The sequence below is a fragment of the Achromobacter aloeverae genome (genome assembly GCF_004121055.1).
In the GTDB taxonomy this organism is placed as follows: Bacteria; Pseudomonadota; Gammaproteobacteria; order Burkholderiales; family Burkholderiaceae_B; genus Bordetella_C; species Bordetella_C aloeverae.
Genome location: NZ_PYAL01000004.1, coordinates 414,402 through 437,522 on the forward strand (window position 1 = coordinate 414,402; position 23,121 = coordinate 437,522).

General features: G+C 65.9%; 19 protein-coding genes. 16 read left to right on the forward strand and 3 right to left on the reverse strand.

Translation table 11 applies throughout. The features are described 5' to 3' along the window. Positions 1-94 precede the first annotated feature (94 nt). Positions 95-1,072, forward strand: coding sequence for a LysR family transcriptional regulator (locus C7R54_RS15975; RefSeq protein WP_377813807.1), 978 nt, complete (start codon positions 95-97; stop codon positions 1,070-1,072). Positions 1,073-1,153: 81 nt separating this feature from the next. Here C7R54_RS15975 and C7R54_RS15980 read toward each other — a convergent pair whose 3' ends face one another. Beyond that, complete coding sequence (locus tag C7R54_RS15980; protein ID WP_240039544.1) at positions 1,154-3,313, reverse strand: DUF4344 domain-containing metallopeptidase; 2,160 nt, start codon at positions 3,311-3,313, stop codon at positions 1,154-1,156. Between the two features lie 223 nt (positions 3,314-3,536). Here C7R54_RS15980 and C7R54_RS15985 point away from each other — a divergent pair, with 223 nt between their 5' ends. From C7R54_RS15985 to C7R54_RS16035, 11 genes are all read left to right on the forward strand, one after another. Continuing rightward, positions 3,537-4,250, forward strand: a complete 714-nt coding sequence (locus tag C7R54_RS15985) for a response regulator transcription factor (RefSeq protein ID WP_129151427.1) — start codon at positions 3,537-3,539, stop codon at positions 4,248-4,250. Continuing rightward, on the forward strand, positions 4,240-6,219 hold the full coding sequence (locus tag C7R54_RS15990) for a sensor histidine kinase (RefSeq protein WP_240039545.1): 1,980 nt from the start codon (positions 4,240-4,242) through the stop codon (positions 6,217-6,219). Before C7R54_RS15985 ends, C7R54_RS15990 begins: the two co-directional genes overlap by 11 nt. Positions 6,220-6,464: 245 nt before the next feature. Further along, positions 6,465-7,304, forward strand: coding sequence for a MurR/RpiR family transcriptional regulator (locus C7R54_RS15995; RefSeq protein WP_192903673.1), 840 nt, complete (start codon positions 6,465-6,467; stop codon positions 7,302-7,304). Between the two features lie 44 nt (positions 7,305-7,348). Further along, entirely contained in the window at positions 7,349-8,974 is a 1,626-nt protein-coding gene (locus C7R54_RS16000) for an ABC transporter substrate-binding protein (protein ID WP_129151429.1), read from the forward strand. A gap of 10 nt (positions 8,975-8,984) precedes the next feature. Continuing rightward, positions 8,985-9,803: an ATP-binding cassette domain-containing protein gene (locus C7R54_RS16005; RefSeq protein ID WP_240039546.1), complete on the forward strand. Its 819-nt coding sequence runs from the start codon at positions 8,985-8,987 to the stop codon at positions 9,801-9,803. Then, a complete protein-coding gene (locus C7R54_RS16010; RefSeq protein ID WP_129151431.1) occupies positions 9,800-10,813 on the forward strand; it encodes an ABC transporter ATP-binding protein in 1,014 nt (337 codons plus the stop codon). Before C7R54_RS16005 ends, C7R54_RS16010 begins: the two co-directional genes overlap by 4 nt. After that, complete coding sequence (locus C7R54_RS16015; RefSeq protein WP_129151432.1) at positions 10,810-11,559, forward strand: glycerophosphodiester phosphodiesterase; 750 nt, start codon at positions 10,810-10,812, stop codon at positions 11,557-11,559. The genes C7R54_RS16010 and C7R54_RS16015 overlap by 4 nt, the downstream gene beginning before the upstream one ends. A gap of 9 nt (positions 11,560-11,568) precedes the next feature. Further along, positions 11,569-12,501, forward strand: coding sequence for an ABC transporter permease (locus tag C7R54_RS16020; RefSeq protein WP_129151433.1), 933 nt, complete (start codon positions 11,569-11,571; stop codon positions 12,499-12,501). A gap of 4 nt (positions 12,502-12,505) precedes the next feature. Next, entirely contained in the window at positions 12,506-13,417 is a 912-nt protein-coding gene (locus C7R54_RS16025) for an ABC transporter permease (protein ID WP_129151434.1), read from the forward strand. Positions 13,418-13,693: 276 nt separating this feature from the next. After that, positions 13,694-14,638: a fumarylacetoacetate hydrolase family protein gene (locus C7R54_RS16030; protein WP_129151435.1), complete on the forward strand. Its 945-nt coding sequence runs from the start codon at positions 13,694-13,696 to the stop codon at positions 14,636-14,638. Between the two features lie 81 nt (positions 14,639-14,719). Next, positions 14,720-15,715 (forward strand): Bug family tripartite tricarboxylate transporter substrate binding protein, encoded by a 996-nt coding sequence (locus tag C7R54_RS16035; RefSeq protein WP_129151436.1) that lies wholly within the window; start codon positions 14,720-14,722, stop codon positions 15,713-15,715. A 28-nt stretch (positions 15,716-15,743) separates the two neighbouring features. On the opposite strand, the gene C7R54_RS16040 is transcribed toward C7R54_RS16035, so the two are convergent. Beyond that, positions 15,744-16,415 carry a GntR family transcriptional regulator gene (locus C7R54_RS16040; protein ID WP_129151437.1) on the reverse strand — a complete coding sequence of 224 codons (672 nt, stop codon included), beginning with the start codon at positions 16,413-16,415 and terminating at the stop codon, positions 15,744-15,746. A gap of 93 nt (positions 16,416-16,508) precedes the next feature. Continuing rightward, on the reverse strand, positions 16,509-17,204 hold the full coding sequence (locus C7R54_RS16045) for a TetR/AcrR family transcriptional regulator (RefSeq protein WP_129151438.1): 696 nt from the start codon (positions 17,202-17,204) through the stop codon (positions 16,509-16,511). Positions 17,205-17,445: 241 nt separating this feature from the next. On the opposite strand from C7R54_RS16045, the gene C7R54_RS16050 reads away from it, so the two are divergent. Genes C7R54_RS16050 through C7R54_RS16065 form a run of 4 tightly spaced genes read left to right on the forward strand, consistent with a single transcriptional unit; the run spans position 17,446 to position 23,109 of the window. Then, complete coding sequence (locus tag C7R54_RS16050) at positions 17,446-19,566, forward strand: hydantoinase/oxoprolinase family protein (RefSeq protein ID WP_129151439.1); 2,121 nt, start codon at positions 17,446-17,448, stop codon at positions 19,564-19,566. After that, positions 19,563-21,278 (forward strand): hydantoinase B/oxoprolinase family protein, encoded by a 1,716-nt coding sequence (locus C7R54_RS16055; RefSeq protein WP_129151440.1) that lies wholly within the window; start codon positions 19,563-19,565, stop codon positions 21,276-21,278. Before C7R54_RS16050 ends, C7R54_RS16055 begins: the two co-directional genes overlap by 4 nt. A 39-nt stretch (positions 21,279-21,317) precedes the next feature. After that, on the forward strand, positions 21,318-22,313 hold the full coding sequence (locus tag C7R54_RS16060; protein WP_129151441.1) for an ABC transporter substrate-binding protein: 996 nt from the start codon (positions 21,318-21,320) through the stop codon (positions 22,311-22,313). A 22-nt stretch (positions 22,314-22,335) separates the two neighbouring features. Next, a complete protein-coding gene (locus C7R54_RS16065) occupies positions 22,336-23,109 on the forward strand; it encodes an ABC transporter ATP-binding protein (protein WP_240039547.1) in 774 nt (257 codons plus the stop codon). The last annotated feature ends 12 nt before the right edge of the window (positions 23,110-23,121 follow it).

Consider the following 23,121-nt stretch of genomic DNA (forward strand, 5'->3'; position numbering starts at 1 on the left):
CTGATGTCGTTATTCGAGAGGCCGTTTATCGCTCCAGGCTGGACAGTACGTCAATTTATGCTTTTTAATAATCCACTTTAATCGGATTAAAGTTGTGAAAATTCCCGCTTCCTTCGAAAACCGCGGCGGCGATCGTCTCGACTGGAACCTGCTGCGGACCTTCCTGGTCATCGTCCAGGAAAGAAGCATCAGCGGCGCGGCAACCAAGCTGCACCTGACGCAATCGGCCGTCAGCCAGGCGCTCAAGCGGCTGGAGGCGCGCCTGGACCGCCGGTTGATCGAACGCCACAACACGGCCTTCACCATCACGAATGCCGGCGAGGAGGTATGCCGGGCGGCCGAGGCGATACATGGCAATGTGTCCCGCTTGCTGGCCGATGTCTCGCAGACCGAGGTCGAGGCCTCCGGCCGTGTTCACCTGCTCGTCGCCAGCCGGATCCACTCGGCGGTCTACGACAACTTCTGGGCGGACTTCCATCGCGAGTATCCGCGCATCGACGTCACGATGGATGTGCTACCCAGTAGCGAGATCGTGACGCTGATGCAGCAGGGCGCCGCCACCGCCGGCATCGCGCTGTGCCGGCAAATGCCCAAGCGCCTGGAAAACAAGGTGTTCCTGCAACAGCGCTATGCCTTGTTCTGCGGGCGCAACCATGCGTTGTTCGGCAAGCCCGACATTCATATCGAGGATCTGCTGGGCGAGAACTTCGTCTCGTTCGCCAGCGATGCGCTGGGGGACAGTCTGTCGCCGCTGACGATCTTCCGGGACCAGCGCGGTTTCTCGGGCCGCGTCGTGGCCACGTCCACCCAGCACGATGAGGTCAAGCGGCTGCTGGTCGCGGGCTTCGGCATCGGTTGCCTGCCCGAGCATAGCGTGCAGGCGGACCTGGCCGAAGGCCGTCTATGGCGCCTGCCGCCCGGCGAGGGCGTGTGCCTGGTGGATTTGCACCTGCTATGGCACCGCGACGCGCAGCGCACGCCGGCCGAAGACGCTTTCCTGAAGCACTTCCGTGGGTATATAGACGGGTATTCGATGGCGGAGCGGCTGGCTCAGGGGGACGGTGCAGGCTGACCACGGGGCCATGTGCGCCGGCCGATGGAGAACCGGCTATTGCCGGTTCGTGCGTCGGGCCGCTCGCAGCCGCGTCCCGGTCTACTTCGTCACGGGACGCAGCGGCAGTCCCGCCGCCACCCAGGCCTCGATACCGCCCCGGTACCAGAACGTATTGAGCTTGCCCTCGCCGGAACGCAGCGCGGCATTGTAGGAAGAGCGGTCGTTCAGTCCGGACCCGAAGAAGACGATGGGCAGCTTCGCGTCGCCTTGCGTCTTCGAGGCCAGCCATTCGACCAGCCTTTCCTGCATGGTGTCGGTCAGGCTGCCATCGCGTCCCGTCTCCGGCTCCTGGATGGCGCCGGGGATGGTCTGGTCGCCGCGGCTGGTGTCGATCAGCAGGACCTTGTCGCCTGACTTCAGGAAATCGGCCAGTTGCGCGGTGGTCACCACCCGCGCGCGCGGATTGGTGGTCGGCGTGGGACCCTTGTATGGCGCGGGAAACAGGACGAGGGTGGGCGGCGTGCCAAAGTCCTTGGCTTCGTTGAAGCTGCCGCTGGATGACGGGGCATTGGACGGCGCGTTCGAGGGGGCATTGGAGGGCGCATTCGACGGCGCCGCCCCACCGGCACCCTTGGCGGTCGCGGCGCTCCTGGCCGTCGTCCAGCCATCCGACGTCTTCATCTCGATGTCGGAAATCATGTTGATCATCGAGCCCAGCAGGTTGTAGCACATGGTGATGCTGGCGTCGTCGTGGCTGTACCAGGCGTTCAACTCGTCGCAGTCGCGATAGACCACGGTAAGCGGACGCGGCAAGACATAGGTCTTGGAGAGCTCGTCCGCGTTGCTGATCACGCCATCCGAGAAAGCATCCTTGAAGAACTGCCCGACCCGGTACTTGGATGGCTCGAAGCGCACCGTGATCCTGGCGCCCCGCGCATTCGCGGGCTGCGTGCCTTCGGGATGCCAGGGGCCCACCCGGGTATACGGTGCGAGGATGGTTCGCCACGCCCTGTTCTGCTTGGTGTATTCCCCCTCGCAGCGGCTCAGCGTGCGTTCATCCATGCCGGTGCCGTCGGCGATGTTCTGGAAAACCGTGGGGTTGCCGCCGTAGATGACGCAGAAAAAATTGCGGAACCGCTTCAGGTCGGTGGTGTGTTCGTCCTGCCAGGGCGTTTCGCCACGGCCATTCGCCTCGCCCAGCTTGCCGCTGTAATACCACTGCAGCGCGCCATATACCGCGACCTCGCGGCCGATGGCCTCGATATCCTTGTCGTCGGTCTTGTAAATGGTCGGATCGACCAGGTGCAGCGCCGAGAATATATCGACCGCGTCTTCTTCCGGCCCGGTCGACGGCAAGTCCAGCTCGCCGATCAGCGCGTGGCCAAACTCGTGAATGAAAATGCTTTGCGTAATGCCCAGATAGGCGGCGACGCGACGCACGGAGGTGCCGTCGAATTCGGGAATGGGGCCGATACCCTGGTAACGCTGTTCCATGGCGTTGGGAATGACGCCGGGCGGATCGCCTGCGGGAGTACCGGATTTTCTGTCACTGGCTTTTTCTGTCGGTTTCTGATCATTTCCAGCTCCCGCATTATCCGCGGCCTGCTTGGCTTCCGCCAAGGTCATGGCCTTGAATCCGGCGATGCCGAACATGCCCGTGTCGTAGGCCATGATGCCCACCTGGTCGACCGCCAGCGTACCCGGATCGACCGTGCCTATTTTCTTTCCATTCAAGAAAAACGTGGCGCCGTCGTCGGCCTCGACCAGTTGGGCGAAATCATCGCCACCGAGTTTTGCCGCCTTCGGCACGTTGGCGATCTTGATGTTTTTCCCGCGTACGACGCAGAGCAGGTTCACATCGGCGGAAGCCGTGACTTCCATCAGGCAGAGGTCGCCGCTGCCTGTATTGCGGGTGAGCAGGCCGATGGACGCCGCCGGCTGCTTGGATTCCACGGCCAGGCGCGCGGAGACATAACGCCCGGCCTTGCCTGCCGCGCCGCGCCCAAGCACCAGCGTTTGCTCGGTTTCCTTGGCGTCGTCGTTCTGGAGGACGAACCAGGGTCCTTGGTCGCGTGAAGTCCAGCCCTGGCGCAATTGGGTTTTCTCCGCGCCTCGCAGGGGGCCGAGCGGATCGGGCGTGGCCGCCGACGCGGGATTAATGCAAAGAACCGCAAGTCCGAATGCCAGCGGCACCAGCGCGTTGCGGGATATCCGGAAGGCGACTCGCCTCGCGCCCGCACCCACGTCATTCCGATTCATCGAAACTCCCCTCGGCCACTCGGCCAGCTGCTGAAATCGAAGACAGCATATTATCCGTTACAACACGAAATTGTCGCCGGTTTCGAAGCGCGATAAATGAATCCGGCCCCAGTGTGCATTGTCGAAATTTGTCACATCGGCCGCGCGCGGATGTGGTATTTCCCGGTCGCTGCAAAGCCTTCCGGTATTTGTCTGATGGGTGGATTTTTATTTGATTATTCAAATGGGGAAAATAAATAAGATAATCGGCGGCCGCGTATCCCGGGAGGCATGCATCAACGTCGCGATGGTCGAGGACGATGCCGCCTGCCTGCAGGCGCTGGCACATGCCGTGCAGGCCGCCGAAGGACTGCGCATGGCGTGGATGGCGGCCAGCCGTGGCGAAGCCATGGCCTGCCTGCCGCGCGAGCGGCTGGACGTATTGTTGGTGGACCTGGGCCTGCCCGATGGCTCCGGCCTGGACGTGATCGCGGCCGCGCGCACCTGCTGGCCGGATTGCGCGGTGATGGTGAGCACCATCTTCGGCGACGAGACCCACGTGCTGCGGGCCATCGAAGCAGGCGCCATGGGCTATGTGCTCAAGGACCTGAGCGCCGGGCAATTGGTGACCGAGATCCGCAGCCTGCACGCGGGAGGCAGCCCCATCAATCCCATGGTCGCCAGGAAACTCCTCATGCAGCGCGCCATGCCGGCGCCCCCGCCCGTGCCCCCGTCCCTGCCCGCCACGGCGCCCGCCGTCTCGCCCTCCGCACGCGAAGTGGAGACGTTGCGCCTGGTCTCCCGGGGATATACGGTGGAGGAAGTGGCCGGGGCCCTCGGCGTTTCGCCGCACACGGTGCAGACGTTCGTACGGCGCATCTATACCAAGTTGCAGGTGAATTCGCGCGCGGCCGCCGTGCGCGAGGGCACGCGCCAAGGGTGGCTGAGTGACGATTGAACCGAGGTCGCTCCTGCGGCTGCTGGCCGCGATCCTGCTGATCACCGGCTGCACCCTGGTCCGCGCCCAGTCCACCGTGCTCCACATCACCGAAGCGCAGCGCTGGTCTTCGTCCAGCAAGGCATGGCTGCAACCCGCGTCCATGGACGCGCTGGATGCCGGCGACCAGGCGATGGCGGCGGCGGACGCGGACTGGCGGCAGGTGAGCTTGCCGGATATCGAGCCGCGGGTATTCTGGCCGCGCGGCATGCCGGCGGCAGCGCTGCCGGAGGTGTGGTGGTACCGCATGCATATTCCCGCCGACGCGCTTGCGTCGCAGGGGACGCGGCTCTATGTGCCGCGCTGGCAGGCAACGGGTACGCTGGCCGTGTACGTGAACGGGCGGCGCGCCTGGCAGTCGCGTGGCGACCGGGCATGGAACAACTTCAACCATCCGCTATGGGTGGACCTGGGAGGCCTGTTGCCGCCGGGGCGCGACGCATGGGTGTACGTGCGCATGGCCAGCCAGCCCAACGTGGGCGGCGCCCTGTCGTCGATATGGGTGGGACCGGTCGCCGACCTGCTGCCCCGATGGCGCTGGCGCGCGTTCCTGCAGACCGGGCTGCCGGCCTATTGGCGGGGCGCGTTCATGGTGCTGGGCGTGCTCGCCCTGGGCCTGGCCGCGTGGCTGCGCATCAACTGGCGCCGGCACCGCGAACTGGCGTCGGCCGGCGGGGCGCGGCCATTCGCCCTGTTCTTCTGCATGGCGGTGGGGCAGGCGCTGGGCGCCTTGCTGTTCCTGGTGAACGACGAAGGCCTGGACATGAACTTCGCCTGGTTCTCCTGGATAACGCTGGTCGGGATGCTCAGCGTTCCCGTCTGCGCGTTCCACTTCCTGGGCGTGGTGCAGCACCGTCCGCGGCCGCGCCTGGGCCGCGTCCTGGTGGTGTATTGGCTGGTCGTGGTGGTGGCCACGCTGCCGACCTGGTGGACCGACCATCCGGGAATCGTGCCCCTGCAGCGCCTTGCCATCCTGCCGCCGGTGCTGGCGCAGATCTATGCGGCCGTGGCGAATGCCTGGGCCCGGCGCAATGCGGCCAATGTGCTGCTGGCGGCGTGGGGTCCCCTGTCGCTCCTGATGGCATGGCATGACATGGCCATGCAGAACTACCGGCTGGATATCGAGGGCATCTACCTGACGCCCTACGTGAACCTGGGCCTGCTCACCCTGTTCCTGATACTCGCCTTCACCCGCTATACCCACGCCCTGGAGTCGGCCGTGCGCGCCCGGTCGGTGCTGGACGAGCGCCTGGCCGCGCAGGCGCGCGAGCTGATCCAGGCGCATGAGCGCGTACGCAACGCGGAAAGGGAACAGACGCTGCTGAACGAGCGCCAGCGCCTGATGAGCGACATGCACGATGGCGTGGGATCGTCGCTCATGAGCGCGCTGCGCCTGGTGGAAATGGGCAAGGAGCCGGTCAACATCGCGCAGGTCCTCAAGGAATGCATCGACGATCTCAAGATCGCCATCGATTCGCTGGAAAGCGCCGATGCCGACCTGCTGGCCTTGCTGGGCGCCTTGCGCTTCCGCCTGGGACCCAGGCTGACGGGAGCCGGCATCGCGCTGCGCTGGCGCATGAGCGACCTGCCGCCGCTGCCGTGGCTGGATGCGCAAAGCGCGCTGCATGTGCTGCGTATCCTGCAGGAGGTGCTGACCAATATCGTCAAGCATGGCGCGGCCAGCGAGATCACCGTGACCACCGCCGTCGCGCAGCCGCCGGCGGGGATGGTGGGGGAGGGCGTGCAAGTTTGCGTGCAGGATAACGGGCGTCCTTTCACCCCATCGACCGAGGCCAGGCTGCCCGGGCGCCGTGGCCTTGCCAACGTGCGCAACCGGGTATCGACGCTGGGCGCGCACTGCGCCTGGCAGCCGTTGCAGGAGGGCACCTCGTTCACGTTGTGGCTGCCCTTGGTCAGACCCGGGACCTGATGCGAACGCATCGCGCCATTCCCCGCCGGTACGGGCGTTCGTGCCCTGGTCCCTGATCCCTGGGCCGCGCCCGGAAACCGGGTTATCCGAAATAGTGCCGAGGCCGAGGCCCGTGGCCGCGGCCCGCCCGAACGCCACTCTGCAAGAAAAATTGCAACGGTAAAGATTTTGCAATATATTTTGCAGTACCATTCAGCTCCCATTCAATGACCCGCACCCGCGGGCCTGTTCGAGAGCCACGCGGCATGCGCTTCGAAGACCTGGTCGCCGAGAAAAACGACACCCTGACACCGTCGGATATCAAGCTGGTCAACGTCCTGCTGACGGACCCGACCATCGGCAGCTTCATGCCTGCGCAAACCGTCGCTGCCCGCGCCGGCGTCCATCCTTCCACGGCGAGCCGGCTGGCGCGCAAGCTGGGTTTCGAGACGTACCGTGCCATGCGGGAGGCGCTGGAGTTCGAGCAGGATGCATCGGCGCGCGTGCGTAAACGCATCGAGAGCGCTGGCGGCCGCTCCTTGCTGGAATCGGTGGTCGCCGGTGAGATGCTGGCGCTCAGCCGCCTGATGGCGCAGGTCAGCCAGGAACAGATCGCGGCGGCGACCCATGGCTTGCGCCGCGCCGCCAGGATCATCGTCATCGGCGAAAGCCACGCGGGCAGCCTGGCGCAATTGTTCGCCCGCCGCCTGAAGCGTTCCGGCTACCTGGCAAGCGGCCTGGCGCACGCCGACTGGGAGGCGGCCGACGAGCTGATCAGCCTGACGCGGAAAGACCTGGTGTTCGGCATGATCTTCCGCCATGAAAGTCCGGGCGTGGAGCGCGCCCTGGCGCTGGCGGCGGAGCGTGGCGCCGGCACGGTGCTGTTGACCGACCGCAGTCCGGCGCCCCCGGCCCAGGTCTCCATCATCGCCAGGCGGGGCGAGCCGGGCGAGTTTCACTCCCTGACCGTCCCCATGGCGATCTGCAACACACTGGTGCTGGAACTTTCCCGCGTGGACCGTGGCCGTTCGATGGCGGCGCTGGCCCAGCTTGAGGACATACGGCTGTCTTTTGAGAATGCCGGCGCTCCGGGCAAGCGCGCCTGAGTACCGATTATCCGTAAACACACCGCGCAAGCGGAGGAATTGGCATGTTGAAACTGAAACGGCGCGCCGCGCATGGCGTCCTCTCGTGTCTGTCGGCCCTGGTCCTGCCCTTGCTGTCCGGCGCGCCCGCGCATGCCCAGGGCGCGGCCGACTCGCGGCCCGACCTCACGGTCGCGGTGAATGAACTGGCGCGCACGCTGGATCCCGCCGCCGGCAACGGCAACGTGGACGTGCGCATCTACTACTCGATTTTCGACACGCTCATCCGCCGCGACTTCAACCATCCGGATGTCGGCGGCGGCGCGAAGCTGGTGCCGGGCCTGGCGACCAGCTGGTCCTGGACCACGCCCACCACGTTCGAGGTGAAGCTGCGCACCGGCGTCACGTGCCACGACGGCAGCCCGTTCAACGCCGACGACGTCCTGGCCACTTTTTCGCCCGAACGGCTGTGGGGGCCGGACGCCTACTACGCGGAGGGCCCCGCTTATTTCGGCACGCTGCGCAAGGTCGAGAAGGTCGACGATACGACCGTGCGCTTTACCACCGCCGAGCATGACGCCTCGCTGGAACAGCGGCTGTCCAGCTATATGTCCTTCGTCATCTGCGACGAAGCCTGGAACAAGTACAGGAAGGACGGCGTGCCCGCCAAGGCGTGGATGGACGAAGCCGCCAAGGCCTTGCGCTGGAATCCCGTGGGCACGGGGCCCTACAAGTTCGTCGATTACCAGAAGAACGACCACGTCACGCTGCAGGCCTTCGATGGCTACTACGAGGGCAAGCCCGCCGCGAAGAAAGTGATATTCAAGTCGGTGCCCGAGGTGGCGGCCCGCGTCGCCGGCCTGGTGGCGGGCGACTACGATATCGCCGCCGAGATTCCGCCGGACCAGTGGCAGGCGCTGGCCGGCTACAAGGACCTGGCCTTGAAGACCGTGCCGCTGGAGAACAGCCACGTCGTGGTCTTCAATACCAACGACCCGCTGCTGTCCGACAAGAACCTGCGCCACGCATTGAGCCTGGCGATCGACCGCCAGGCCCTCATCGACGCCCTGTGGCGCGGCAAGACCTATGCGCCGAATGGCTACCAGTTGCCCAGTTTCGGCAATCTCTACGACAAGAATCGCGTCGGCTATGCCTACGACCCGGAACAGGCCCGCAAGCTGTTGAAACAGAGCCGGTACAAGGGGCAGGAGATCTCCTACCGCCTGATCCCGAACTACTACCTCTATAACGTCGAGGCAGCGCAGATCATGCAGGAGATGTGGCGCGCCGTCGGCATCAACGTGCGCATCGACTTCGTCGACAGCTTCAAGGATGTGCGCAAGGCCGGCGTGCAGATGTTCGCCTGGTCCAATACCTATCGCATCCCGGACCCGACGGGTTCCTTGCTGATACTGTGGGGCGCCGACTCGGAAACGCAGAAATCGCAGAGGCTCTATGCGGCGAATCCGGCCTTCAACACGCTGTCCAGGACCTTGTACACGGAGACCGATCCGGCGCGACGGCGCGCGACGTACGCGAAGGTGCTCGATGTCTTCGAGGACGATATGCCGATGACCATGCTGTACAACCCGGTCACCGGCTATGCCATGAAAAAGCGCGTGTCCTGGCAGCCGTATGCCCAGTACTACATGGACCTGCGCCCCGACAACCTGTCTTTCGGCGCGCCCTGAATTGGAACCGGTGCTTCACGTAGAGGGCTTGCGGGTCGGCTTCCACGGCGCGGCCGGATGGACCGACGTGCTCCACGACGTCGGCTTTCGCGTCGACCCGGGCCGTACGCTGTGCATCGTGGGCGAGAGCGGCAGCGGCAAGAGCATCACCTGCCAGGCCATACTGGGCATCCTCGCGCGCAACGGGCGGCAGACGGGCGGGCGCATCCTGTTCCAGGGACGCGATCTTGCCGCGCTGCCCGAGCGGGAACTCCAGCGCGTGCGCGGCGGCGAGATCGGCATGGTGTTCCAGGACCCGCTGGGATCGCTGAACCCGGTCCACACCGTAGGCAGGCAACTGACCGAAGTGCTGGCGCTGCACACGGACCTGCCGGCCGCGCGGCGCGCCGCGCGTGCGCTTGAATTGCTGGAGATGGTGGGTATCCCGGAGCCCAGGCAGCGGTTGGCTTCCTATGTGCATCAGTTCTCCGGCGGCATGGCGCAACGGGTCATGATCGCCATGGCGCTGGCCTGCGGCCCGCGGCTGCTTATCGCGGATGAGCCCACCACCGCGCTCGACGTGACCATACAGGCCCAGATCCTGGACCTGCTCAATCGCCTGAAGACGCAATTGGGCATGGCCATGCTGTTCATCACGCACGACCTGGGCGTGGTGGCGGAAATGGCGGACGACGTCGTGGTCATGCGCCACGGGCGCGTGGTCGAGTCCGCCACCGCGGCCGCGCTGTTCGCCAGTCCGGCCGAGGCCTACACCCGTGAACTGCTGGATGCCATGCCGCGCCTGGATGTCCGCGCGCCGGTATATCGGCCCAGGGAGGCCTGGCTATGACTCAACCCGACCATGACGATGGCGGCGACCTGCTGGAGGTGAGCGCGCTGCGGCGCTATTTCGACGGGCGCCGCGCCTGGCTGGGGCGACCTCGCAGGATCCATGCCGTCGAGAACGTATCGTTCAACCTGCGCATCGGCGAGACCCTGGGCCTGGTCGGCGAAAGCGGCTGCGGCAAATCCACCACCGGCCGCATGATCGTGGGCCTGGACCGGCCCACGGCGGGCGCGATCCGGTTCAAGGGGCAGGACCTGGTATCCCTGTCCGCCGCGCAGTGGCGCGCCAAGCGGGCCGAAGTCCAGATCGTTTTCCAGAATCCGCTGTCGTCGCTGGATCCACGCCTGCCCATAGGGCGGCAGATACGCGAGCCGCTGGACCTGCACGATATCGGTGCGCCCGGCGAGCGCGATGCCGAGGTGGCCGAGCTCATGCGGGCGGTATCGCTGCCGGCCGCGCTGGCGGACCGCTATCCCCACCAGATCAGCGGGGGCCAGGCCCAGCGCGTGGTGATCGCGCGGGCGCTGGCGCTCAAGCCCAGCCTGATCGTTTGCGACGAGCCGGTGTCCGCGCTGGACGTGTCGGTGCAGGCCACGGTCATCGCCTTGCTGGAACACCTGCAGCAGGAATACGGCATCGCCTACCTCTTCATCTCGCACGACCTGCGCGTCGTCCGGCGCCTGTCGCACCGCGTCGCCGTCATGTACCTGGGACAGATCGTGGAGGAGGGCTGGACCGACGACGTGTACGAGCAGCCCTTGCACCCCTATACCCGCGCGCTGCTTTCGGCGATCCCCGACGTTTCGAAGGGGCCCGGCCAAGGCGCGGGGCAGCGCGTCGTCCTCAAGGGCGAACCGCCCAGTCCCGCGCATCCGCCCAGCGGTTGCCATTTTCATACCCGCTGTCCGTACGTGCTGCGCCGTTGCCTGGGCGAGGCGCCCCAGTTGCGCGTCATCGATGGCATCCACGCCGTGCGTTGCCACTACGCGGAGCAAATCAAGGAACTTCGATGAATCGTCCCCTCGTCATTGCCCATCGGGGATATTCCTCGCGTTATGTTGAAAACACCCAGAGCGCCTACCAGGGCGCCATCGATATCGGCGCGGACATCGTCGAAAGCGATGCGCGCCTGACCCGGGATGGGCGGGTGTACGCCTGTCACGACGCCGACCTCGCGCGCATCGCCGCTAACGGCGACGCGCGTGCGCTTGCCGACCTGGACGCGGCCGCCCTGGACGCCGTCGTCCTGCTGCGCAACGAACGCCTGTCGCCCTTGCCGCTGACGCTGGCGCGGATCTCGCCGCGCCGGCCGGTGCTGATCGACGTGAAGACCCCCGACCAGCCGCTGATAGAGGCGGTGGTGCGGGACGTCATGGCGGCGGACGCCGTCGATCGCGTCTGGGTCGGCGTGCGCGATGTGGCGCAACTGCGCAGGGCGCTCATGCTGGCGCCGCGGCTGAAAATGCTCGCTTTCCTGCCGGATTACGCGCGCGCGGACGAGTTCGAGCAGGCGGGTGCGCAGGCTTTCCGCGTGTGGGAGGGCGAGGCGGCGCAACCGGCCGCGGCGCGCGTGCTGCGGGACAAGCCGACCTGGATCACCATGGGCGGCAAGGGAACGCCGTGCGAGGTCGGCGACACCACGCCGTCGCGTTTGGCGCGGATACTGGATTTGCTGCCGCGGGGCGTGCTGGTGAATGATCCCGCGCTCCTGCTCGCCCCGGGGGGCGCCAGTCCGTCTTCGACCTCTCACTCCTCGTAGGGGCGCGGCATGGACACGCGAACATTGGCGCGCAAGCTGCTGCGGGGCTTCCTGACAGTGTGGGTCGTGGTCACGTTCACCTTCGTGGCCTTGAACCTGTCGGGCGACCCCATCGAGGCCCTGGTCGGCGACCAGGCCTCGCCGGAGGTGGTGCAGCAATACCGGCAGAAATTCGGCCTGGACCGTCCGCTGTGGGAGCAATACGTTTCCTACCTGGGCAACCTGGTGCAGGGCGATTTCGGCCTGTCGCTGTCCGACCAGAAGCCGGCCTCCGAATTGATAGGCGCGGCGCTGCCCTATACCTTGCGCTTGGGATTCACCGCGTTCGGGCTGGGCCTGGCCGCCGGGCTGGCCCTGGGCATCGTCGCCGCGCTGCACCGCAATCGTCCCGTCGACCGCTTCGTCATGAGCTTCGCGGTGCTCGGTTTCAGCCTGCCCAATTTTTTCCTGGGCATCCTGTTGATATTGCTGTTCGCGCTGCGCTGGCGCCTGCTGCCCAGCGCGGGCGCGGACACGCCCTGGCACCTGGTGCTGCCGGCGATCACGCTGGGCACGCACTTCGCCGGAGTGTTCGCACGCTTCACGCGATCGGCCATGCTGGAAGTGCTCAACCGCCAGTACATGGTGGCTGCGCGAGCCAAGGGCGTGCCGGCCGCGCGCCGCACGCTCTGGCACGCATTGCCCAATGCGGCCATCCCCATCATCACCATCGTCGGCCTGAAGCTGGGCGACCTGGTCGCGGGCTCCATCATCGTGGAGACGGTGTTCGGCTGGCCCGGCGTCGGCCGCCTGTTGATCGGCGCGGTCACGTCGCGGGACTTTGCCGTGGTGCAGGCCATCCTGATCCTGACGGCGGTCACCATGGTGCTGGCCAACCTGGCGGTGGACTTCGTCTACACACTGGTCGACCCGCGCATGCGGTCGGCGCGCAAGGAGGAATAGGGATATGTCGCTGATCCTGCCGCGCCGCTGGAGAAAGCCAGCGGATCCGCGCCCCGAATTTGGCTCTGGATCTCGCCCGGAATTCCGTCCCGAACGGCGCTACCCGGCCCTGGTCGTCCTGGCCTTGGCCTTCATCGCCATCCTGCTGTGCGCGGCCTGCCTGGCCGATGTCCTGGCGCCATACGATTACCGCACGCAAGCCTTGCGCATGCGGTTGGCGCCGCCTTTTTTCCTGGGCGGCACGAGCGCGCATTGGCTGGGCACCGACGAATTGGGGCGCGATATCCTCAGCCGCCTGCTCTATGCGATCCGATTCAGCATCCTGGTGGCGCTGGGCGGCACCGCCATCGGCGCCGCCGTAGGCACCCTGCTGGGCTTTCTTGCCGCGCATTTCCGCGGCTGGGTCGAAGAGGCCATCATGATGCTGGCCGACGTACAGGCCTCGCTGCCTTTCATATTGATCGCGCTGGCGCTGATCGCGGTCTTCGGCGGCAGCTTCGCGCTGTTCATCCTGATCATGGGCTTCTATGGATGGGAAGTCTTCGCGCGCCTGACCCGGGGCGTGGTCATCGCCGCGGGCAACCAGGGCTACGCCTTGGCCGTGACGGCACTGGGCGCGTCGCCCTGGCATCTCTATGCCAGGCACATCCTGCCCAACATCCTCAGCGTGCTGATCGTGCAGTTCACCTTGAACTTCCCGCAAGTGATCCTGCTGGAGACGTCCCTGAGCTTCCTGGGCCTGGGCATACGGCCGCCCCTGACCAGCCTTGGACAGATGCTCGGCGCCGGCCGCGCCTTTCTCACCACGGCCTGGTGGATCGCCATCTTCCCGGGCACGATCATTTTCCTTACGACGATGTCGATTTCCATCGTCGGCGACTGGATCCGCGACCGGCTGGATCCGGCCTTGCGCTAGCGCGTGAGCGGAGTCCGCTAGACCCGGCCGGTCAGTGCCGGCCGATGCCCCCTGCCTGTCTGGCACGGGGCTTTTTTCATGGCCGCATGGTAGCCGACCGGATTCTTTCCCGCGGGAAATGGCGCGCATCCGGACGTTGTCGCGTGCTCCGCGCTCGGCCGTCAACTTCGTAATCAAGCCCATTTCGCCCGCGCGGACTTTATTGAATCCAGTTGAATTCAATTGAATTCATCGATATGATTCGTCGCTCCGAAACCGACTTTGAGGCGCTATGCCATGAGACTCGCCACTTTTTCCGTCCCAGGGGACGGCCACGCTACCCGTGTCGGCGCATTGTGCGAAGACCGCATGCTGGATCTCGTCGAGTGCGCTCGAGCCCTGCAGCCAAAGCTGCCATTCCCCACGTCGATGCGCGGCTTGCTGGAAACCGGGGAGGACGGCCTGGGTCGGACGCGCGGCCTGCTGAAGGCGGCCGCCAGCGACCAGGCCTTGCTGGCCCGGTTTTCCCACGGAGCCGACGCGATCAAGCTGCTGCCGCCGGTGCCGGACGCCGACAAGTTTCTGTGCGTGGGAAAGAACTACCGATCCCACCTCGAAGAACTGAAGCGGACGGACCTGATCAAGGAGCTGCCCCAGGAGCCCACGGGCTTTGTCAAGCTGAACTCCTGCCTGGTGGGCCATGACAGCGAGGTCGAGCGGCCGGAAAGCGTCGCCAGGCTCGATTACGAGCCCGAACTGGTTTTCGTGATCGGCAAGCGTGTCGAATCAGGCGCTCCGGGGGACCCTCTGGACTACATCGCCGGCATTACGCTGCTCAACGACCTCACGTGCCGGGATACCCAGAAGAAGGAAGTGGCCTCCGGAACCCGATTCTGGACGTCCAAGAATGCGCCCGGCTTCGGGCCCATGGGGCCTTGCATCATCACGATGGATGAAGTGCCCGACCCCTATGACCTCTGGGTGACATGCAGCGTGAATGGCGAGCTTCGCATGCGGGTCAATACTGTCGACCAGATCTGGAAGCTGGGCGACATCCTCAAGCATTTCTCCCGCTTGCTCGCGCTCCAGCCCGGCGACATGTTCTCGACGGGAGCGCCTGGCGGCGTGGCGGTGGGCAAGGCAAACGCGGAAGCCCTGTTCCTGCGCCCTGGTGACATCGTCGAGTGCGGTTTCGAAGCACCCGCGATGACATTGCGAACGAAGATCGTCGCGCCGCGTTGAGCGGTTTTCCTGGCCGGCCTCGAATGGGGCCGCGCTTGAGCCCCTCGCACCAAGCCGCCCCGTGAGCGGAGAGGAGACACCTTGAATACCCCCGAATGCAAGCTCGCGACACGCGGGCAGGATTCCCCTGCACGCCGCCGCGCCGTAAGCGCACTCCTGTCGCTGCCATGGATGCTTGCCCTGTCGCGCGCGCAGGCGCAGATGGGCGCATTCCCCGGCCGTACCGTAACCATCGTCGTTCCATTTCCGCCGGGAGGCGGGGCCGATACCCTAGGCCGCATACTGGGTGTGTATCTCGGCAATGCCTGGAAAACGTCCGTCATCGTGGACAACCGCGCGGGCGCCAGCGGTCACATCGGCGCAAATTTCGTCTCGCGCGCCAAGCCTGACGGCTATACCTTGCTGATGAGCTCGACCGCATCGCTGGACAGGAAAAACGTCTCGCAGTTCGCGCCCATCGCCCTGGTGTCGGCGTCGGCCTACGTCATCGTCGTCAATGTGAAACTGGGCGTGACCAACATCGGGGAACTGATCGCGAAGGCCAAGGGTGCGCCCGGTCGCCTGACCTTTGGTTCGTCGGGCGCGGGCGCCGCATCGCATTTGACGGTGGAGTTGTTCAAGCAGGCGGCCGGCGTCGACATGATGCATGTGCCTTATAAAGGAACGGGGCAGGCTGTCACCGATTTGTTGAGCGGCACCGTGGACGTGATGTTCGCGCCCGGCGAGACGGTGATGCCCTATGTACAGAGCGGCATGTTGAAGGCCTTGGCCGTCACGGGCGCGAAGCGAGCCGAGGCGTTTCCTGACCTGCCCACCGTGGCCGAGGCTGGCGTGCCGGGCTATGCCGCGGTCGGCTGGTTCGGGCTGCTGGCGCCGGCGGCGACACTGCCGGAGGTGGTCGCCAGGATCAACGCGGACGTCAACGCTGCGTTGAACGATCCCGGCATCGTCGAAAAGATGAGGGCGCATGGCGCTGAGCCATCGCCCATGACGCCCGATCAGTTCGGTCGCTTCATCAAGGACGAAGTCGCCAAGTGGGCCCAACTGACCGATAAACTTGGCATTACCCTGGGGTAGGCGCGCATGGCGGCGGCTCGCTGGCTTTTCAGGTCGGCGGCTGTTGCCTGCCAAGCAGGTACTTGATGTGGACCCGCTGGCCTTCGGCAAGGTGCCGGGCGATGAGTTTCTCGGCACCATTGGCATCCCGCGCAGCAATGCATTCGACAAGATCGACATGCTCCGCATACGCCGTCTTGAGCCGATCTGGATTGTTTGCCGTAGCGGGGCCGAGCAGGATCATGGATGTCTGCAGCGCGTTCAGCGTGCTGATCACATAACGGTTGTGCGCGGTTCGATAGACGGCTTCGTGGAAGCGGCGGTTGTGCCGGGCGCGCTCGATGGCGTTGTCCAATATCGACTGCTCGAAGACGACCATCTCCTTCAGCACGGCGATTTCTGCGTCGGTCGCGTTCCGCGCGGCCATCGCCGCGGCAGCGGGCTCCAGCATCATGCGAACCGCGTACAACTCATTAACCATTTGATGATCGAGTTGCGCAACCACCCGCCCCAGATAGGGCTGATGCACGATGAGGCCATCGGTTTCCAGCCACGCGATGGCTTCGCGCACCGGCGTGCGGCTGATGCTCAACTGGTCGGCCAGTCCATTGACGCTGATACGGTCGCCCGGCGCAAGCACACCGGTCTCGATCGCTTCGCGCAACTGCCGATACGCGGTCTGGCCCATGGATTCGGGCTTCTTGTCGGGAGCGAGAGGCATGAAAAAGGGTGCGCAAAGCGAGGGTGCGGAAGCCAGGAATTATACGTCATGGCTTTGCGCCGGGGCAGGCGCGGGCCGAGGGGCAGGCCTCTATCAGGACTTGGCGCCGCCCTTCACGTCGCACAAATAGCTGGTGACCATCTCCGCCACGTGCTTGACCCGGTTGGCGACCCTTTCCTTCGCGCCCAGGTCCACGTCCAGCACGTACGACAAGGTATAGCGGTTCGACAGCGAGTAGGATCCGAGGCCGGAGATGGAGACGTAGAGATCTATCCAGTCCGCGTCCTGCCGGAACACCCCTTTCCGCTTGCCCTGTTCGAGGATGTCGTGCAGCGCGTTGCGCAGCGGATTGAACATCTCCGGGATGATCCTGGACTTCCTGATGTGCGCGGCCTTGTGCAGGTTTTCGGTCGAGAGCAGCTGTATGAAGTCCGGCTGGTCGATGAAGTGCTGGACCGTCTTCACCACCAGTTCGCGCATGTCGGCCACCGGGTCCTCGCCCGACAGCGATAGTTCGTTCTGTCGTTCGCGCATCGCGCCGTAGGCCCGTTCCATCACCTCGATGAAAAGCGCTTCCTTGCTGGCGAAGTAGTGATAGACCAGGTTCTTGCTGATCTTGCAGCGGGCCACGATGGCGTCTATGCGCGCGCCGTCATAACCACGGGTAGCGAACTCCTTGCTGGCGACCGCCAGGATGCGCTCGCGCGTCGCCGCGGCATTGCGCGTGCGGCGCGCGCCATCCTTGTCCGGATGGCCGGTGGCGGCGGGTTTGGTTTTGTCTTTGCTCATCTCGATTTCTCATGGCGAGTGTACATGCCGGACCTGCCCGACCTGCTGTAAACCCTGATGCCGCTGTCCTTGACAGGACTCGCGCGGATTCCATATCGTACTCCTTATTGTACTTACTGGTTAGTTAGTTAAGTGCTTGGTTAACTGGCCGGTTAGCGGCTTGTTCAATGGCCCGTGATGGGCCGATCCGTAGGCTGGTTCACCTGTACGCCAGGCGCGGCGCGCGTGGCACGGAGAGATGATGGACACTGCATTTCATGCCCGCGCCGGCGTGCGCGTAGGCTGCGATATCGGCGGCACCTTCACGGATATCGTCCTGGCCATGCCGGACGGCCGGCTCTATGTCAACAAGACCTCCACCACGCCCGAGAACCTTGGGCTGGCGATCACCCGGGGCCTGCAAGCGCTGATCGAGCAGGCCGGCATCGCGGCGGGCGATATCACCGAGATCGTCCATGGCACGACCACCGCGTCCAACACCATTCTGCAGAAAGTGGGCGCCCGGACCGCCGTGCTGACCACCGAGGGATTCCGCGACGTGCTGGAGATCGCGCGCATTCGCACCCCCACCATGTTCGACCTGGGCTGGTCCAAGCCGCAGCCGCTGGCGCCGCGCCGCTACCGGCGTGGCATCCGCGAACGCATCGACGCGCAGGGCCGCATCGTCACGCCCCTGGACGAACAGCAGCTGCTGCGGGAGGTGGGAGAACTGGCCGCGGAGGGCGTGACCGCCATCGCCATCTGCTTCCTGAACAGCTACATCAATCCCGCTCATGAACGGCGGGCGAAGGCGCTGATCGAGGCCGCCTTTCCCGACCTGCTGCTAAGCGTATCGTGCGAGGTGCTGCCGGAAATCAAGGAGTACGAGCGCACCAGCACGACGGTCGTCAACGCCTACATCCTGCCGGCCATGCGCACGTACCTGGCGCGCCTGAAACAGGACCTGGCCGGCATGGGCGTCACCGCGTCGCTGCAAGTCATGGCCTCCAATGGCGGCATGATGGGCATTGCGTCGGCGACCGAGAAGCCGGTGTTCGCGGTGGCCTCGGGGCCGGCGGGCGGCGTGGCCGGGGCGGCGCAGATCGGCACCCTGAGCGGGGATCGCGACCTGATCGTGTTCGACATGGGCGGCACCACCGCCAAGGCGTCCATCATCGCGGCGGGCGTGCCCTCGCTGACCAATGAGTACGAGTTCCGCGATGGCATCAGCGCGCCCAGCCGCTTCATCAAGGGCGGCGGCTATGTGCTCAAGGTGCCTGCCATCGACATCGCCGAGGTGGGCGCCGGCGGCGGGTCCATCGCGGGCATCGACGCCGGCGGCCTGCTGTGCGTGGGACCGGAATCGGCGGGCGCCTATCCGGGGCCGGCCTGCTATGGCAACGGTAACGACCGCCCCACGGTCACCGATGCCAACATGGTCCTGGGCTACCTGAATCCCAAGGCGCTCGCGGGCGGCAGCCTGGCGGTGACGCCGGCGTTGTCCCATGACGCCATCGCACGGCATATCGCCGAGCCCCTGGGCCTGGACGTGCTGGCGGCGGCCCACGGCATACGACAGGTGGCCAACGTCAACATGGCGCGAGCCATCCGCGCCGTGACCGTCGAGCGGGGGAGGGACCCGCGCGAGATGGCGATGATCGCGTTCGGCGGCGGCGGACCCCTGCATGCTGTCTCGGTGGCGCGCCTGCTGGGCATCACGCGCGTGATCGCGCCCATCATGGCTGGCGTGTTCTGCTCGGCTGGCATGCTCTCGGCGGACGCCGAGCACAATTTCGTGAAGGCCGTGTTGCGGCGCCTCGACGCTTGCGATCCGGCGTCGCTGGCGGCGATCGCCGACGACCTGCGCGGGCAGGGCCGGGAGATCCTGGCATCCGAAGGCTATGCGCATGGCGCGGTGGAGACGGTGGCCTTCGCGGATGTGCGCTACCTGGGCCAGAGCTCCGAACTGACGGTGCCGCTGGCCGCGGGCGCCCTCGACGCGCGGGCGCTGGCACGGCTGAAGGACGACTTCAATGCCGAGTATGCGCGCACCTTCGGCTACAGCAGCGACGAGCCGCTGGAGCTGGTGAACCTCCGTGTGTCGGCCTACGGGCGCAGCGGACAGCGCCTGGACTTCGGCCATTGCAAGGTGGATGCCACCGCGCTGGCCGGCGAGTCGGGCACCCGCATGGTCAGCTTCTCGGCGCAGGAGCCGCCCCGCGAGACGCGGCTGGTGCCGCGCGGCGCGCTGACGCGGGAGAAGCTGGCCGGACCGCTGATCATCGAGTCCTACGACACGACCATCGTCGTGCCGCCGAATTGCAGCGCCCATGCCGACGACGTGGGCAACATCATCATCGACCTGCACCAGGAAGCCGCATGAAAACCACCATCGACCCGATTACCTTCGCGGTAGTCAAGAACGCCATGGACGCCATCGTGGACGAAGTGGCCTATACGGTCCTGCGCACCGCGCGATCGGAGATCGTCAAGGACGTCATGGATTACTCGGCGGCGATCTGCGACCGTCATGGCCAGATGATCGCCCAGGCCAAGACCATCGCGCTGCACCTGGGCGCGATTCCCGAGGCCATGGCGTCGGTGCGGGCGCGCTATGGCGATTCCCTGCGCCCGGGCGACGCCGTCATCGTCAACGACCCCTACGACGGCGGCATGCACCTGCCGGATATCTTCATGTTCGTTCCCTTCTTCTACCAGGGCGAGCTGGAGGGGTATTGCGTGGTGATCTGCCATCACACGGACGTGGGCGGCCGCGTGCCGGGGTCCAACGCCAGCGATTCGACGGAAATCTACCAGGAAGGCCTGCGTATTCCGGTGGTGAAGTTCTACGAGGAGGGGCGGGTCAATGACATCATGGAGCGTGTCATCGCGCGCAACGTGCGCGTGCCCGACCGCGTGCTGGGCGACCTGCGCGCGCAGTACGCGGCCTGCCAGGTCGGCGTGCGGGAGCTGACGTCCCTGCTGGATCGCTACGGCCGCGAGTCGGCGCGCGCCTACTTCGCGGAGCTGCTGGACTACGCGGAGCGCCTGACCCGCGAGGAAATCCGCCGCTGGCCCAAGGGCACGTACAGCTTCCTGGACCATATCGACGACGACGGGCTGTCGCCGGACCCCATCCCGATCCAGGTGGCGGTAACCGTGCACGAGGACCACGTCAGCGTCGACTATGCCGGCTCTTCCCCGCAGGTACGGGCGGCCATCAACTCCACCCTGTCCTATACGAAGTCCTGCACCTACCTGAGCGTGCGCTGCGCGCTCAAGGGCGATGTTCCGAACAACGCCGGCGTGTTCCGCTGCGTGGATATCTCCGTGCCGGAAGGGTCGGTGCTCAATCCCCTGGAGCCGGCCGCGGTCGCCGCGCGCGCGCTGACCGGCTACCGGGTATTCGACGCCATGCTCGGCGCCTTGGCGCAGGTCGTGCCCGACCGGGTGCCCGCGGCCGGCGAGGGCGGCAACACGGTGGTCTGCCTGTCGGGCAAGAGCGACGAGGGCAAGCCCTACATCATCGTCGACATGGTGTGCGGCGCCTGGGGCGCGCGGCCGCAAGCCGACGGCATCGAGGCCATCACGAACGCGTCCCAGAACCTGTCCAACACGCCGGTCGAGACGCTGGAGGCGCAGCACCCGGTCCGCGTCGAGGCTTATGAGCTGCTGCCCGATTCCTGCGGCGCGGGCCGCTTCCGCGGTGGCCTGGGCATCCGGCGCAGCTATCGCGTGCTGGGCGACGACGTGCTGCTGCAATTGAGAGCGGACCGGATGAAATTCCAGCCCTACGGCCTGAGCGGCGGCAAGCCGGCGCGGGCGGCGGCCAATACGCTGCACAGCGGCGAGGAAGAGATCTCCCTGCCCAGCAAGGTGGGCATGCTGATACAGCGCAACGACGTGGTCACGCACGACCAGCCCGGCGGGGGCGGCTTTGGCGATCCCCTGTTGCGCGACGACGCGGCCATCGAGGAGGATGTCTGGAACCAGAAGCTGACGGCCGCGTATGTGCGGGACCATTATCGCGTGGTCGTGGACCCCGGCACGGGGAAGATCGATCGCGCCGCCACGCAGGCGCTGCGGGCGCGGTGAGCGGTAGGAAAGCAGAACCAACTCGTCAAGGGGAACGGAATGAATCGTAGAAAAGCGTTGTCCAGGGTATGCGGCGCGGTCGCGCTGGCGGCGGGCCTGGCGTTGTCGCCAGCGGCGCGCGCGGCCGACAAGTTATTGGTGCGCCTGGATTTCTCGCCATGGGGCATGCATGGCGCCATGCACCTGGCGCTGCAAAAAGGATGGTTCAAGCAAGCGGGCCTGGAGGTGGAAGTGCAGGACGGCACCGGCACCATCAATACCTTGCAGCTGCTGGCGGCTGGGCAGGTGGACGTGGGCCAGGTCGCCCTGGGCACCATGGCGGTGGCCAAGGAGAACGGCCTGGACCTGATGTCGATCGCGGGTTTCGCCAGGACCGGCGACCTGGCCGTGCTGATGGATGAAAAGCAGGGGGTGAAGTCGCCCAAGGACCTGGCCGGCAAGAAGATCGTCTGTTTCACCACCAGTCCCTGGGCGCCGTTCATAGACCCCTTCCTGAAGGTCAACGGCCTGTCCAGGAGCGAGGTCAGCGTGGTGATGGTGGCGCCCAGCGCCATGGTGTCCACCTACGCTTCCGGCAATAGCGACGGCCTCATGACGCAGGCTCCCTTCGGGCAGCCCATGGTGCGCAAGACGCGCCCGGCGTCGGCGCTGCTGCTTGCCGACAGCGGCATCAGCTTCCCCAGCTACGGGCTGGTCGCGACGCCGTCGACCATCAAGGACAAGGGCGAGGCGCTGCGCAAGTTCGTCGACGTGCAGTTGCGGGCGTGGAAGTACATCTACGACGGCCACATCGACGAGGCGGTGGCCGCCATCATCGCCGACCGGCCCAACGCGAAACTGGATCCGGACGTGCTGCGCGAACAGCTGCAGGCCTATCGCCCCTTCTTTGAAAGCCCCAGCAAGCCGGGCCTTGCGTTCGGCGTCCAGACCGATGCCGACTGGAAGGCGGCCATCGAGACCCTGGAGAAGACGGGCCAGATCAAGCCGGGACGCGTCCCCGCCGACTACTACACCAACGCCCTGTTGCCGAACTGATAGCCGAGCAAGGAGATGCGCCGTGTCCGGGTTCCTGGAAATCGCGCGATTGAACAAGATCTACCGCTCGGACAGCGGCCCGCTGCACGCGCTGCAAGACGTGACCTTGGATATCTCCGAGGGAGAGTTCGTCAGCATCGTCGGTCCTAGCGGCTGCGGCAAGAGCACGCTGCTCAAGTGCATCGCGGGCCTGGAGGGCATCAGCAGCGGAGCGCTGAACCTGCGCGGCAAGGCCATCCTGGAGCCGCCGGAGGACATGGGCGTGGTGTTCCAGCGCGATCTGCTGCTGGAGTGGCGCAACATCCTGGACAACGTGCTGCTGGCGGCGGAGCTCCACGATGCGCCGCGCGCGCGGTACGAGAGCCGGGCGCGCGAGCTGCTGGACCTGTTCGGCTTGTCGGCCTTCCTCGACCGCTATCCGCGCGAACTGTCCGGCGGGATGCGCCAACGCGTGTCCATCTGCCGCGCGCTGCTGCTGGACCCGCAGCTGCTGCTGATGGACGAACCCTTCGGCGCGCTGGATCCCTTCACGCGCGACGAGCTGAACGTCGAGCTGCAACGCGCGTGGATGGCGACGGGCAAGACGGTCGTGTTCATCACGCATTCGGTCTCCGAAGCGGTCTACCTGGGCAGCCGGGTGGTGATGATGGCGCGGGGACCGGGGCGCGTCGCGGAAGCAATCCCCATCGAACTGGAACGTCCGCGCGGGCTGGAAGTGCGCGAGACCGCCGAGTTCGCCCGCTACGTATCGCATATCCGGGACACGTTCCGCGGATTGGGCATCTACAAGCATTGAGCGGAGAGCGCC